This window comes from Roseateles sp. YR242 (assembly GCF_900109745.1).
GTDB lineage: Bacteria > Pseudomonadota > Gammaproteobacteria > Burkholderiales > Burkholderiaceae_C > Roseateles.
The window spans coordinates 173,006-185,049 of the sequence record NZ_FOAV01000004.1 but is presented as its reverse complement, the minus strand read 5'-3'; the positions used below and the strand labels follow the sequence as shown (position 1 = coordinate 185,049).

General features: G+C 64.8%; 17 protein-coding genes. 3 read left to right on the top strand and 14 right to left on the bottom strand.

Annotated features, from left to right (window positions below; translation table 11 throughout):
• Positions 1-12 precede the first annotated feature (12 nt).
• The 13 genes from tatC to argB form a co-directional block, all read right to left on the bottom strand.
• Positions 13-831 carry a twin-arginine translocase subunit TatC gene (gene tatC / locus BMY53_RS10430; RefSeq protein ID WP_092946247.1) on the bottom strand — a complete coding sequence of 273 codons (819 nt, stop codon included), beginning with the start codon at positions 829-831 and terminating at the stop codon, positions 13-15.
• Positions 828-1,310, bottom strand: a complete 483-nt coding sequence (gene tatB / locus BMY53_RS10425; protein ID WP_092946245.1) for a Sec-independent protein translocase protein TatB — start codon at positions 1,308-1,310, stop codon at positions 828-830. The genes tatC and tatB overlap by 4 nt, the downstream gene beginning before the upstream one ends.
• A gap of 8 nt (positions 1,311-1,318) precedes the next feature.
• Positions 1,319-1,546 (bottom strand): Sec-independent protein translocase subunit TatA, encoded by a 228-nt coding sequence (tatA, locus tag BMY53_RS10420; protein WP_092946244.1) that lies wholly within the window; start codon positions 1,544-1,546, stop codon positions 1,319-1,321.
• Between the two features lie 239 nt (positions 1,547-1,785).
• Entirely contained in the window at positions 1,786-2,133 is a 348-nt protein-coding gene (locus BMY53_RS10415; RefSeq protein ID WP_092946242.1) for a histidine triad nucleotide-binding protein, read from the bottom strand.
• Positions 2,134-2,150: 17 nt separating this feature from the next.
• On the bottom strand, positions 2,151-2,507 hold the full coding sequence (locus tag BMY53_RS10410; RefSeq protein WP_092946240.1) for a DUF4870 family protein: 357 nt from the start codon (positions 2,505-2,507) through the stop codon (positions 2,151-2,153).
• Entirely contained in the window at positions 2,500-2,892 is a 393-nt protein-coding gene (locus BMY53_RS10405) for a phosphoribosyl-ATP diphosphatase (protein ID WP_092946238.1), read from the bottom strand. The genes BMY53_RS10410 and BMY53_RS10405 overlap by 8 nt, the downstream gene beginning before the upstream one ends.
• A 3-nt stretch (positions 2,893-2,895) precedes the next feature.
• Positions 2,896-3,288: a phosphoribosyl-AMP cyclohydrolase gene (gene hisI / locus BMY53_RS10400; protein WP_092946580.1), complete on the bottom strand. Its 393-nt coding sequence runs from the start codon at positions 3,286-3,288 to the stop codon at positions 2,896-2,898.
• Positions 3,289-3,304: 16 nt separating this feature from the next.
• Positions 3,305-3,790: an NUDIX domain-containing protein gene (locus tag BMY53_RS10395; RefSeq protein WP_092946236.1), complete on the bottom strand. Its 486-nt coding sequence runs from the start codon at positions 3,788-3,790 to the stop codon at positions 3,305-3,307.
• Entirely contained in the window at positions 3,783-4,724 is a 942-nt protein-coding gene (locus BMY53_RS10390; RefSeq protein ID WP_092946234.1) for an ATP-binding protein, read from the bottom strand. Before BMY53_RS10390 ends, BMY53_RS10395 begins: the two co-directional genes overlap by 8 nt.
• Before the next feature lie 10 nt (positions 4,725-4,734).
• On the bottom strand, positions 4,735-5,373 hold the full coding sequence (slmA, locus tag BMY53_RS10385) for a nucleoid occlusion factor SlmA (RefSeq protein WP_092946232.1): 639 nt from the start codon (positions 5,371-5,373) through the stop codon (positions 4,735-4,737).
• A gap of 309 nt (positions 5,374-5,682) precedes the next feature.
• Entirely contained in the window at positions 5,683-6,369 is a 687-nt protein-coding gene (locus BMY53_RS10380; protein ID WP_092946579.1) for a response regulator, read from the bottom strand.
• Positions 6,370-6,612: 243 nt separating this feature from the next.
• Positions 6,613-7,302 (bottom strand): pyrimidine 5'-nucleotidase, encoded by a 690-nt coding sequence (locus BMY53_RS10375; protein ID WP_092946230.1) that lies wholly within the window; start codon positions 7,300-7,302, stop codon positions 6,613-6,615.
• A gap of 2 nt (positions 7,303-7,304) precedes the next feature.
• Positions 7,305-8,279, bottom strand: a complete 975-nt coding sequence (argB, locus tag BMY53_RS10370) for an acetylglutamate kinase (protein WP_092946578.1) — start codon at positions 8,277-8,279, stop codon at positions 7,305-7,307.
• Between the two features lie 79 nt (positions 8,280-8,358).
• Between argB and BMY53_RS10365 the strand changes: the two genes are divergently transcribed.
• The 3 genes from BMY53_RS10365 to BMY53_RS10355 all read left to right on the top strand — a co-directional run bounded on the left by BMY53_RS10365 (position 8,359) and on the right by BMY53_RS10355 (position 10,449).
• Complete coding sequence (locus BMY53_RS10365; RefSeq protein WP_092946577.1) at positions 8,359-9,273, top strand: cation diffusion facilitator family transporter; 915 nt, start codon at positions 8,359-8,361, stop codon at positions 9,271-9,273.
• A 291-nt stretch (positions 9,274-9,564) separates the two neighbouring features.
• Positions 9,565-10,002, top strand: a complete 438-nt coding sequence (gene dtd, locus BMY53_RS10360) for a D-aminoacyl-tRNA deacylase (protein ID WP_092946228.1) — start codon at positions 9,565-9,567, stop codon at positions 10,000-10,002.
• A 63-nt stretch (positions 10,003-10,065) separates the two neighbouring features.
• Positions 10,066-10,449 (top strand): VOC family protein, encoded by a 384-nt coding sequence (locus tag BMY53_RS10355; RefSeq protein WP_092946226.1) that lies wholly within the window; start codon positions 10,066-10,068, stop codon positions 10,447-10,449.
• Between the two features lie 321 nt (positions 10,450-10,770).
• On the opposite strand, the gene BMY53_RS10350 is transcribed toward BMY53_RS10355, so the two are convergent.
• A complete protein-coding gene (locus tag BMY53_RS10350) occupies positions 10,771-11,736 on the bottom strand; it encodes a tripartite tricarboxylate transporter substrate-binding protein (protein WP_092946224.1) in 966 nt (321 codons plus the stop codon).
• Positions 11,737-12,044: the final 308 nt, after the last annotated feature.

The following is a 12,044-nucleotide window of genomic DNA, read 5'->3' as shown; positions in this document are numbered from 1 at the left end:
CCGCTCATCGCGTCATGCCGGGCCGTTGCCGTTCTCAGCGGCATCCGTACCGGCGGCTTCCTCCGGCGCCCGGCTGTAGCGGGCAAAGGCATTGGATGCCCAGATGCCCACCTCATAGAGGATGCACATCGGGATGGCCAGCGCCAGCTGCGAGACGATGTCGGGCGGCGTGATGACCGCCGCGATGACAAAGGCCAGCACGATGAAGTAGCCGCGGAACTGCTTGAGCTGCTCCACCGTGACCAGGCCCATGCGCGCCAGCACCACCACCACCACCGGCACCTCGAAGGCGGCGCCGAAGGCGATGAACATGTTCATCACGAAGCCGAGATAGGCCTCGATGTCCGGCGCTGCCGTGATGCTCTTGGGTGCAAAGCTCTGGATGAAGGTGAAGACCTTGGCGAACACCACGAAGTAGCAGAACGCCACGCCCGCAAAGAACAGCAGCGTGCTGGAGACCACCAGGGGCAGCACCAGCCGCTTTTCATGGGAATAGAGCCCAGGTGCCACAAACGCCCACACCTGGTAGAGCACCACCGGCAACGCGACCAGGAAGGCCGACAGCAAGGTGATCTTGAGCGGCACCAGGAACGGCGAGAGCACGTTGGTGGCGATCATGGAACTGCCCTGCGGCAGGTGCGACACCAGCGGCACGGCCAGCAGGTCGAACAGGCCGCCGGGCCCCGGGTAGAGGCACAGCACGCCAAAGGCCAGGCCCACGGCCAGCAACGCCCGGATCAACCGGTCGCGCAGTTCCATGAGGTGGGAGACAAAGGGCTGTTCGGTACCGGCCAGTTCGTCTTTCGGCGTGTCGTCTTGGGGGCTGCTCATGAAGCTCGGCGTGGGGGACGGAAACGCGCCACGCGGGCCGCGCCGGACTGGGTATGCCTGCGCACACCTTGCCGCTGCTTGTACCAAAGCGGCGTGGTACCCCGCTTGAGGCGCCAGTTCTTCCCGGGGTGGCTGTAGACCGGTACCGGCGCGGCGGCGGCGAGGGCGGCCTCGGTCGAGCCCCCTTCCACCGCCAGGTCGGACCAGGTGGAGTGGATGGCCTGATGCGCCGAATCGACTTCCTGACGGACGCTGTGCTCGACGTCGTTGACCGCGGTCTGGAACTGGGACTTCATCTTCTGAAGCTCTTCCAGTTCGATGGACCGGTTCACCTCGGCCTTCACGTCAGAGACGTAGCGCTGCGCCTTGCCCAGCAGGGTTCCGACGGTACGGGCCACCCGGGGCAGACGCTCCGGGCCGAGCACGACCAGCGCGACCCCGCCAATCAGGATCAGCTTGTCAAAGCCGAAATCGATCATGCGCCGGCTCAGTGACGAGGCTTGGCGTCAACGTCCACCGTATTGGGGTCGGTGGCCTTGGTGCTGTTGGCCACCTGCTGTGGCGGGGCGTCGGTGCCGCCATCACGCATGCCGTCCTTGAAACCCTTGACCGCAGCGCCCAGGTCGCCGCCAACATTGCGCAGCTTCTTGGTGCCGAACACTGCGATGACGACCACCAGCACGATCAGCCAGTGCCAGATGCTCATACTACCCATGACATTCTCCAGAGTGGATACCGAAATTCTAGTGGCCCCGCGTGACACGGACACGTCCTATGCGCACCATCCCCTGCCCGCATGAGCGACATATGCCTCCGCGGAGGGGGATTCCGCGCTCTCCACCGGTGCTTGAGCCGGTTTTTTGATCAAATCGCAGCGCTTAAGCCGCAGTTTGCTGATCGGTGCGGGTTCGGTGGGTGATCAGCACGAGGTTCAGTGCGGTTCGGCCTTTGAGTTCAGCCTTTGAGCCAGGGGCGCGGGCCGCCCATGGCGTGCATGTGCAAATGATGCACCTCCTGGCCGCCATCCGAACCGGTGTTGACCACCATGCGGAAGCCGTTGGTCACGCCCAGTTCCTTCATCAGGCGTGGCACGAGTACCGTCATCTTGCCCATCAGGGCCGCATGCTCGGGCTGCAACTCGGCCATGCTGGCGATGTGCAGCTTGGGGATCAGCAGGATGTGCACGGGCGCCCAGGGGTGGATGTCGTGGAAGACCAGCAGGTCTTCGTCCTCATAGGCCTTCTTCGCCGGGATCTGCCCGGCGACGATCTTGCAAAAGATGCAGTGGGAGTCTTGGCTCATGATGGGTGCACCCGGGCTCAAACCCGCATGGGCTTGTTGTCGTTCCAGTTGAGGACGCCCTTGACCACGCGGTAGATCACCCAGATGGTGTCCACGGCCAGGATGACCACCCCCACACCGATCAGCATCAGCACCACCCCCAGCACCGCCCACAGCAGGCTCCACCAGAAGGTGCGGATCTGCCACGTGAAGTGGCTGGCATAGAGGGTGCCTTCCGTCTCTTCACGTTTGACGTAGTTGATGATGATGGCCACGATGCTGGTGATGCCGGTGAAGAAGCTGAGCGCGTACAGGATGTACACGATCAGTGTCAGCTGCTTCAGGCTGGCCAGCTTTTCCGTGGGTACCGTGTTCAGGCTCAGATCCTCATTCATCGTTGTCGCTCCCTGTGATGGCGGGTGGTGGTGAAGACAAGGTCTGGCTCCGGGCGGCGAACTCTTCCAGGCCCGACAGCCCTTCGCGCCGCGCCAGTTCGGCCAGCACCTGGGCGGGTTCCACCTTGAGTGCCGCCAGCGCCACGATGGAGTGGAACCACAGGTCCGCGACCTCGTAGACCAGCTTCTGCGGGTCGCCATCCTTGGCGGCAATCACCACCTCGGTGGCCTCTTCGCCCACTTTTTTCAGGATGTGGTCCAGGCCCTTGGCAAACAGCTTGGCCACATAGCTCTTGTCGGGCTCGCCTTCGTCGCGGCGCTGCGCCACCACCTCACCGAGGTGGGCCAGCACGTCTGCGCCACTGAGGCCTTGTTGGGTTGCCATGTCTCAACGCTTGTAAATGGTGGCCGGGTCTTTCAGGACCGGCTCGACGCTGCTCCAGCGTCCGTTCTCCAGGCGCTGGAAGAAGCAGCTGTGGCGCCCGGTATGGCAGGCGATGCCCGGCTCATGGCCGTGCTGCGTGATGGTGAGAAGCAGCACGTCGTTGTCGCAATCCATGCGGATGCTGTGCACCTGCTGCACGTGGCCGGACTCCTCGCCCTTGTGCCAGAGCTTGCCGCGCGAACGGCTCCAGTAGACCGCCTGGCCCAGCTCGGCGGTACGGGCCACCGCGTCGCGGTTCATCCAGGCAAACATCAGCACATCGCCGGAGCCCTGCTCCTGCGCAATCACCGGCACGAGGCCGTCGGCGTCCCACTTGATCTCATCGAGCCAGTCCATCGCGGCAGTGTAGCCCTCAGCCGACATGGGTGGCCCCCACGTGGCCGCGCTCATCGGCGAACCAGCGCAGGACCGGGATGGTGCCCGGCAACACCGGCTGCACCTGCACCGGCAGGGCCTGCCAGGCCATGGCCTGCTGCTCGCGCATCTCGAAATCACCTTCCCACTGGTAGACCTTGCAGAAATGCAGGCGTACCCGTGCATGCGGGTAGTCCATCATTTCCACCTTCCAGGGGTGGGCCTCGCCGATGGTGATGCCCAATTCCTCCTGCAGCTCGCGCCGCAGTGCCTGCGCCACGGTCTCACCCTGCTCCAGCTTGCCGCCGGGGAACTCCCAGTAGCCCGCATAGACCTTGCCTTCCGGCCGGGAGGTCAGCAGGAAGTCGCCCTCGTGGCCGTCGGGCTCGCGGCGCACCAGCACCCCCACCGCCACATCGACCGGCACGCGGTCTTCGGCCCACGCGGGCGCCTGCGGATTTGTTGCGGGCACGGCCTCAGACATGGTCCAACCCCTGGGGCGCGTCGGTCTCCGGCGGTGGCGGTGCCGCGGTGCTGTCGTCCACGCCCCCACGGCCGGCCAGGTCACGGGCAAATTGGTAGGCCACACGGCCCGAGCGCGAACCACGCTCCAGCGCCCACACGAGCGCCGGTTGACGGGCCGCTTCGGTCTGCGCCTGGCTCAGACCAAAATGGCTGAGCCACTGCGCCACGATGGCCAGGTATTCCTGCTGGCTGAAGCTGTAGAAGCTGATCCACAGGCCAAAGCGCTCGGAGAGCGAGATCTTTTCCTCCACGGCTTCGCCGGGGTGGACTTCCACATTGCCGTCGCGCTCCGAGTGGGTGTAGGCCAGGTTGTCCTTCATCTGCTCGGGCAGCAGGTGGCGGCGGTTGCTGGTGGCGTAAATGAGCAGGTTGTCCGTGGCGGCGGCGATGGAGCCGTCCAGCATGGACTTCAGTGCCTTGTAGCCGGCCTCGCCTTCGTCGAAGCTGAGGTCGTCACAGAAGATCACAAACCGTTCGGGGCGGTCGGCCACCAGGTCCGCCAGTTCCGGCAGGTCGACCAGATCCGCCTTGTCGACCTCGATCAGCCGCAGGCCCTGGCCGGAAAATTCATTCAGGCAGGCCTTGATGAGCGAGCTCTTGCCGGTGCCGCGCGCGCCGGTCAGCAACACGTTGTTGGCCGGCTGGCCCGCCACGAACTGACGCGTGTTGCGCAGCAGGCGCTCCTTCTGCGGCTCCACCTCCTTGAGGTCATCCAGCCGGATGCCCGAGAGCTGCCGTACCGGCTCCAGACGGGCACTGGCGCCGCGTTTGCGGTAGCGGAAGGCCACGGCCGCAGACCAGTCCGGGGCGGTCAGGGGTTGAGGGAGGACCGCCTCCAGGCGGTTCAGCAGCGCGTCGGCGCGCCGCAGCAGTGCATCGAGGGCATCGGACATTGCAGAGGGGTCAGGACAGCATCCGCATCGCGGCTTCCAGTTGCTCGGTGGGCAGGCGCTTGAAGCCGGAGCGTGCATAACGCTGCAGCCGGCCGATGATGAAGCTCACCAGCACGGACGACTGGGCCTGTGCTTCCACCGTGGGTGTACTGGAGCCGGAAGCCTCTGCGGCGGAGCGCAGGGCCTGGCGCAAGGCGGATTCGACCTTGTCGAAGAATTGATTCATACGGGCGACCAGCCGCTCGTTTTCATAGACCAGCGCGTCGCCCACCATCACCCGGGCCATGCCGGGATTACGTTCGCCAAACTGCAGCAGCACGGCCACGATGCGCTGTGCTTGCGCCAGGCCGGAAGGTTCGCGCTCAGCGATCTGGTTGAGCAGCGAGAAGATGCTGGATTCGATGAACTCGATCAGTCCTTCGAACATCTGCGCCTTGCTGGCGAAGTGTCTGTACAGCGCGGCTTCACTCACCTCCAGGCGTGCGGCCAGGGCCGCCGTGGTGACCCGCTCCGCCCCGGGTTGTTCCAGCATGCTGGCCAGGGTCTGCAGGATCTGCACGCGACGCTCCCCGGGCTTGAGACGCTTGCGCGGCAGCTCGTTGGTCTTGTTCGCGGCGGGATCCGTGGTGTCGGGAGGGCTGGAGTGCATAGGGCGAGGCCACAACGTGTGCGCGGATTCTGGCACATGCTTTGCCCTCTCCCCGAACTTGCTTCCCCCACCGAGCACCCTCCGTGGTCGGTCAGTGCCTGTGGCGCCGATGAAACGGGCTTCGCTGGGCCATTGGGCTCACCCTGACGGAGGGCCGTCAGTGGCCCCCGGGCGGCTCGCAGCCTCATACCATCTGATGCACCGTCATGCGGCGTCGCGCAGCGTCATGCTGCTTGATGCCCCGTCACGCAGCGCCAGGCGGCGTCATACGGCAGGCGCCTCAGCCCCAAGCGGGGAGGCCGGGACGTGTCAGTCCCGCAACCAGCCCAGCCGGCGGGCCTCGTAGATGGCCTCGACCTTGGAGCGCACCTGGAGTTTCCGGTAGGTGCGCTTCACGTAGGTCATGATGGTGTGTGGTGACACATTCATGAACTGGGCGATCTCGTCGAAGGTGAAACCCTTGGCGGCGAGGTGCAGCACCCGCGACTCCTGTTCGGACAGGGCCACGACCTGCTCATCCACCAGCGGCATGGAGGCCGAGTCGGAGAACCCGCGCGAGCCATGGCCGTTCTGCGGGGCCAGGCGCAGCAGCAGGCGCCGTGCGATGACAGGGCTGATGGGGCTGCCACCGGCACGCAGGGAACGGAGCTGACCGGGCAGGTCCAGCGCGAGCGAGTCCTTCAGCAAGTAGCCGGTGGCGCCGGCTTCGATGCTGGAGAGCACGTGCTGCTCATCCCCGAAGACGGAGATGACCATCACCTCGCACTCCGGCGCCACGTGAGCGGCGTGCCGTATGAGCTCGATGCCGCTGCCTCCAGGCAGATCCAGGTCCACCAGAAGGACATCCGGCCGGGTCTGGTCGAACATCTTCCTGCCCTGAGGCAGGTCGGTGGCCATGCCGACCAGGCGGATGTCCGGCGCTTTTTCAAGCGCATGGGCAAATGCTTCGCGGAAACGAAGCTGGTCTTCAACAATCAAGACGCTGAACAGTGACATGCATTCCCTCACGGCTTCGAGGCCGTCGCAGCACATTCTGTGGGGCGGTGCAATGTATCGGCAATCCCCAGCTTGGAGTGGGGTGACCAAAGACAGGTCGTGCTTGCGCGGCGTTGCGACGGCAGAAATGACTGGGCCGGACTCAAGGTGCGCACAAGGGCAAGTGGCTCTCCCGGCTCGTTGATGCGGCGCGCCGCTTGGCGTTTACCTCACCCTGGGTTTCGGGGGGAGCGGCTGTCTCGCTCAGCGTCCTGCCCACGCCTTCAATTGCCGTAAATGCGTCACCCGCTTGTCGACAAAGGCCGGGCGGTGCCGGATGGACACCGGGGTCCATCCACGCATCCAGACAGTGGACATGCCAAGGCTGCGCGCGGACTTGAGGTTCAGGGGGCTGTCCTCGACGAGGATGCAGCGCGAGGGCGCTACGCCCAGGCGGGCGCAAACATGGCGGAACATGCGCGCATCCGGCTTGGGGCGCCAATGGCCGAAGACCCGCATCTGCTCGACAGGGATGACCTGGTCGAAGACAGCGTGCAGATCCAGCGCGCTCAGCACACGTTCGGCATAACGCTGCGGGGCATTGGTCAGGAGCACCTTGCGGCCACGCAGGCGGCGCAGCCAGGCCAGGTCCGGGCTGGAGGCCCGCAACAAGGCCTCCAGGCGCGGCAGTGCGTGGGTTTCTTCGAGGAAGTGGGAGCCCAGCACACCGTGATGGCGCACCAGGCCCAGCAGCGTGGCGCCGTAACGGCGCCAATAGCGACGGCGGAGCTCGCGGGCTTCGGTGTCGGTCAGCCCGAGATGGCTCACCATGTAGTCGTTCATCGCCAGCTCCAGGTCGGCAAAGATGCCGCCCGAAGCGTGGTGAAGCGTGTCGTCCAGGTCAAACAGCCAGACGCGCTGTCTGCCCCTGGCGACCTGGGCCCGGCTGGCCAAGCTCAGTGCGAGCGGATCATGGTGCCGTAGGCCTGCTCGGAGAGGATTTCCAGCAGCATGGCGTGGGGCACACGACCGTCGATGATGTGCACGGCCTTGACGCCGCTGCGGGCCGCATCCAGCGCCGAGGCGATCTTGGGCAGCATGCCGCCCGAGAGGGTGCCGTCAGCGAAGAGCTCGTCGATCTCGCGGGCCGACAGGTCGGTCAGCAGCTTGCCTTGCTTGTCCAGCACGCCCGGCGTGTTGGTGAGCAGCACCAGCTTCTCGGCCTTGAGCACTTCGGCCAGCTTGCCGGCGACGACGTCGGCATTGATGTTGTAGCTCTCGTTGCTCTCGCCGAAGCCGATGGGGCTGATGACCGGGATGAACTGGTCGTCCTGCAGGGCCTTGACCACGCTGGGGTCGATGGCGACGATATCGCCGACCTGGCCGACGTCGTGTTCCTTGGCCGGGTCGTCCCGGTCCACCAGCTTGAGCTTCTTGGCGCGGATCATGCCGCCGTCACGGCCGGTGAGGCCCACGGCCTTGCCGCCCACCATGTTGATGAGGCCGACGATGTCTTGCTGCACTTCACCGGCCAGCACCCATTCCACGACGCTCATGGTCTCTTCGTCGGTGACGCGCATGCCCTGGATGAAGTGGCCCTTCTTGCCCAGCTTGTTGAGCGCGTCCTCGATCTGCGGGCCGCCGCCGTGCACCACCACCGGGTTCAGGCCAACCAGCTTGAGCAGCACCACGTCCTCGGCGAAATCCTGTTGCAGGGCCGGGTCGGTCATGGCGTTGCCGCCGTACTTGATGACGATGGTCTTGCCGTGGTACTTGCGGATGTAGGGCAAGGCCTGGGACAGCAGCTCGGCCTTGTCGCGCGGCGGGATGTGGCTCAGATCGCCCGCCTGGTGGGCCCCGGTGCCGGTGCCGGCAGAGGTGGAAGCGGCGGGCGCAACAGGAGAGGGGGGAACTGCGGGGTCTTGCTTCATGGTGCTGTCCGGCAAAAGAAGGCTGTGCTGACGAGGGTGTAAAGACTGGCGGGATTGTAGGACCGGCACAATGCCGACCATGCAAGTACAGCACTATATGAAACTCTCGGTGGTGGTCGCCCTGGTGACCATTGCCCTGAAGACGGCTGCCTGGCACTGGACGGGGTCGGTGAGCTTGCTGTCGGATGCCATGGAGTCGCTGGTGAACCTGGCGGGGGCGCTGTTCGGCCTGGGCATGGTGAGCATTGCCCACCGGCCGCCGGACGAGGACCATCCGTTTGGCCACCACAAGGCGGAATACTTCTCCAGCGCTTTTGAAGGCGCGCTGATCCTGGTGGCGGCGGTCGGTATCGCGTGGACTGCGATCGAGCGGTTCCACCGCCCCCAACCGCTGCAGCAGCTGGACCTGGGCATGGCACTCTCGGTGGGCAGCACGGTGCTCAACGGCCTGCTGGCCCGGGCCATGCTCAAGGCTTCGCGGGAGCACCGCTCCATTGCACTGGAAGCAGACGCCCGCCACCTCTTCACCGACGTCTGGACCTCGGTCGGCGTGGTCATCGGGCTGCTGGGTGTACGCTTCACGGGCTGGACCTGGCTGGACCCCTTGCTGGCCCTGCTGGTGGCGATCAACATCCTGCGCGAGGGGGGCCACCTCATGTGGCGCTCCACTGGCGGCCTGATGGACCAGGCCCTGGCCACCGAAGATCAGGAAGCCATCAACCAGGTGCTGACCCGCTTCACCAGCCCCGACCTGCGCTTTGACCATGTCGCCACACGCATGGCCGGCCAACGCCGCTACGTGGACCTCCACCTTCACGTGCCGGCCTCATGGAGCCTGGGACGTGCCGCCCAATTGCGTGGAGAAGTGGAACAGGCCCTGATGTTCGCCCTGCCCGGCCTTCGTGCCAGCATCCAGTTGCTGCCGGTCAATGTGGAAACCCGCTTTGAGGAGCTCGAAGGGACACCGTCGGAGGCGGCACCGGCCCCTCCCTGAGCCGCCCCGACCGATGCCATCGGCTCCGGACACCGACGTCATCGCTTCGGACACCGTTGCCATCGCTCCGGAAAGCAACGGGGCGGGGGCATTGGCTCCATGTCCCTCCTGTCCCGCTCCGCGGGCCATTCCTTCCTTGATTTACGCCAATACCCCCGGCCCGTCACTTTCCTCCGAACTGAGGACTGCCCCACTTCCACCCCACTTCACCTGCCCTGCCCCCCCACACACCACATTCCTCGCCAACGCTAGAGTCGACGTCAACGTCACGTGAACTTCAACGTCAACGCAATGATTGCCCTGCTTCAACGAGTCTCCCAAGCCCGCGTCGATGTGGGTGATCGCTGTACCGGCCAGATCGGCCGGGGTTTCGTGCTGCTGCTCTGTGCAGAGCCGCAGGACACGGAGGCGGTGGCGGAGAAGCTGCTGCAGAAGGTGTTGAAGCTACGTGTTTTCAGTGACGATGCAGGCAAGATGAATCGCAGCCTGCAGGACACCGGAGGCGGCCTGCTCATCGTCAGCCAGTTCACGCTGGCGGCCGACACCAGCAGCGGCAACCGCCCCAGCTTCACTGGCGCAGCCCCAGCCGCACTGGGCCGCCAGCTTTATGACCACGCGGTGGCCTATGCCCGCCAGCAACATCCCACGGTTGCGACCGGGGAGTTCGGTGCCGACATGCAGGTGAGCCTGGTCAATGACGGACCGGTCACCATTCCTATCCGGATGTGAACGAGCCGCGGACGCCTTCCATTCTTCTATTTCCAAGTTCCCCCAGCCCTCAAGGACCATTCCATGATCAGTTACATCACATTGGGCAGCAACGACCCGGCCAAGGCCAAGGTTTTCTATGACGTCACGCTGGCGCCGCTGGGCCTGAAGGCCGCGTACGCGGATGATGAGATGGTGGGTTATGGGCCTGAGGGCGGGCAGTCGCAGCTGTGGGTGGTGAAGCCGTTTGACGGCCTGGATGCCACTGTGGGCAATGGCAGCATGTTGGCGCTGGCGGCATCCACGCGCGCGCAGGTGGACCAGGTCTATGCGGCGGCCTTGGCCGCGGGCGGTCGCGACGAGGGTCGTCCCGGCCTGCGTGAGCGTTATGGCCCCAACTTTTACGCAGCCTACTTCCGAGACCTTGACGGCCAGAAGCTGGCCATCGTCTGCCGAACACCGGCATGACCCAAATTGGATGAATGGATCCGGTGAATGGGTTCGGTGAATGGATCCGGTGAATGGATCCGGTGAATGGGCTGGGTGTATCTGCACCAGGATGAGGGGGCCGATTTTCGTAAGTCAGGGAAGGAATGGCCCGCGGAGCGGGACAGGAGGGACATGGAGAAAATTGGCCCCCTGATCCTGATGCTACGCGGACCTGAGCAGTAACGAAAAAGGGCTCACCGCAATGGCGAGCCCTCGTCGTTCAGGAATCGGAATCCAGGAATCAGGAATCGGAAACAGCGATTCAGGACTCAGGATTCAGTGCTTCCCCAACAGGCGCATTCAATCAGCGTACTGCCCAGCCGCTTTGATCACCGGCGTCCACTTGTTGATTTCCGCCTCCACGAACTTCTTGTGCTCCGCCGGATTTACCCGGCTGTCGCTCACGATCACCGCCCCCAAAGCCTCTTCGCGCTTGTGGAAGTCAGCGTCCTTCAAGGCGGCCTTCAACGCGGTATTGATTTTCTCCAGCACGGCCTTGGGCGTACCACGCGGCGCATACAGCCCGTGCCAGATCGTCACATTGAAGCCCTTCAGCCCCGTTTCCTCCAGCGTCGGCAGCTTGGCCAGCCCGCCGCCCAGCCGCTTGCTTGTCGTCACGGCGAAGGCCTTCACCTTGCCGCTGTCGATCTGGCTGGTGGTGTTGGTGGTCTGATCGCACATCAGGTCCACCTGCCCACCGATCAGGTCCGTCATCGCCGGGCCCGTGCCTTTGTACGGTACCGTCGTCATGTCGGTCTTCAGCGTGCTCTGGTACAGCAACCCGCACAGGTGAGAGGCGGACCCCAGACCGGCATTGGCCAGATTGATCTTGCCCTTGTTGCCCTCAATCCATTTCATCAGCTCGGCGTAACTGCTCGCAGGCAGCGTCGGGCGGGAAATGATCGTCATCGGCACCTCGTTCACCAGGCCCAGATACTCGAAATCGTCCAGCGTCTTGTACTGGAGGTTGCGGTACAGCGACGGTGACGTGGCCATGCCGATATGGTGCAGCAGCAAGGTGTAGCCGTCCGGCGACGCCTTGGAGACCTTGGTGGCGCCCAGCGTGCCGCCCGCCCCCCCAACGTTTTCGATCACGATGGTCGCGTTCAGCGGCTTGCGCAGGGCCTCAGCCAGGTCCCGTGCCACCTTGTCGGTAGGGCCGCCCGCGGAGAACGGCACGACGATGGTCACCGGCTTGTCGGGGTAGTCGGCCCAGGCGGCGCCCACGCTCAACGCCGCGATGCAGGCGAGCAAAGTCTTCTTCATGGCTGTCTTCCATCAGGAGTGGTGTGGTGCTCGGAATGCTAGAGGCCGAAGCCGCTTTGCAACCAGTGGAAACTACGTAAGGGAAGCGCTGCATCACTCCCGCGAGCCGAGGTGGCCTTGATGCGGGATGGGGCGCAAGGCGAAAACCACCGCCATAGCCGTTGCTATGGCGAGGATTTGCAACGCCGCGGACCGCCCGAAGCGGGGGTCACCTCGGCCGCGAGGCGTTTGGCAGAGGTTCCTGAGGGCCTGGCCGGAGCATCCAGACCTGCAAAGTTTCATGCGAACCATCCCTGCGACCGGCGCGC